Annotated in this window: 1 protein-coding gene; it reads right to left on the bottom strand. The window is 36.7% G+C overall.

The window, feature by feature from the left end; genetic code table 11:
- On the bottom strand, positions 1-1249 hold a 1249-nt coding region (locus PX636_RS09455; protein WP_288116902.1), incomplete at both ends, for an AMP-binding protein.

Here is a 1249-nt window from a genome sequence, read left to right as displayed (position 1 = left end):
ACCCCAAAACTGTTAATTACTTTTCGTCTAATCTTTTTCAGAAGTTCCGCTAGATGCTGGTGGTCAAAGGTTTCTGCACTAAAAAATAAAGCTAATTGATCGGTACTATTCCTAGGATCATAAACAGCACAAGCGGCGGTGTAGGACACTTCTACTTCTTCAATAGTTTCCACTACAGTTTCAATTTCATGGCTATAATAATTTACTCCATTAATAATAATGGTTTCTTTACTTCTTCCAGTAATAACTAAATGACCGTTACTAATAAATGCTAAATCTCCTGTCTTAAACCAGCCATCTTTTAAGAAAGCGTCTTGATTCGCTTCTGGGTTTTTATAATACCCGGGTGAAACTGCATCTCCTTTAACTTGTAAATGACCAATGGTTTCTTCTGGTAATAGGGAATTATCAGCATTAACAATTCTAATGGATATTCCCGGGATGGGTAATCCTAAATCCGTAAAGGTTGCACCATTGGGATGTTCAGGATGGACTCGTTTTAAGGAAGAATTTAATGAGGATTTATCAACCGTATGAAAGAGTAATGGCTGTTGATCCGTCGGCTGATAATAGGTAATTCCTGACCCCATTTCTGCCATCCCAAAAGCAGGACGCATCGCCGTTTTTTTCAGATTATATTGAAGATGAAGGGTGTTAATAAATTCTCCAACTGCTTGACCAGAAACGGCTTCACCCGCTGCCAAAAAGAATTTGACACAATCTAAATTCCAATTTTGATCCGGTTCTTTTTTTAAAGCTTCATTGATCAAATTATAGGCAAAATTAGGAGCCCAACTATGGCTAATTCGATATTGATCAATTAAATCTAACCAATTCAAAGGACGACCTAATATATATTCAGTTTGAACATAAACCATTTGGCATCCTAACTCGACACAGCGAATATTCCAGTCGGAAATACTTCCAATATGATCAAAAGGAAGCCAATTAAGAATAATATCGTCGTTTTGATGTTCACAAATGATGTTTGTTCCTCGCGCACGAGAGATCACATTTTTATGGGTTAATGAAATACATTTCGGTATTCCTGTACTGCCTGATGTTAGATTAAAGAACGCGATATCATCCGGTTGACCAATAGGAGGCTGATGGGGAGAATGAGTTTTTAATTCTTCAATAAAACTCAAGCTTAAGGGTTGATTAGGCAACCATTGTTCTAAATATTTTATCTCTTGCTGACGGGATTGATTTGTGATAATAATAGGTTCATCTAACAACTGCCAAACTT

The sequence above is a fragment of the Microcystis sp. M53598_WE2 genome, assembly GCF_030067735.1.
Classification (GTDB): Bacteria; Cyanobacteriota; Cyanobacteriia; order Cyanobacteriales; family Microcystaceae; genus Microcystis; species Microcystis aeruginosa.
This window is presented reverse-complemented; position numbering and strand designations above follow the sequence as displayed.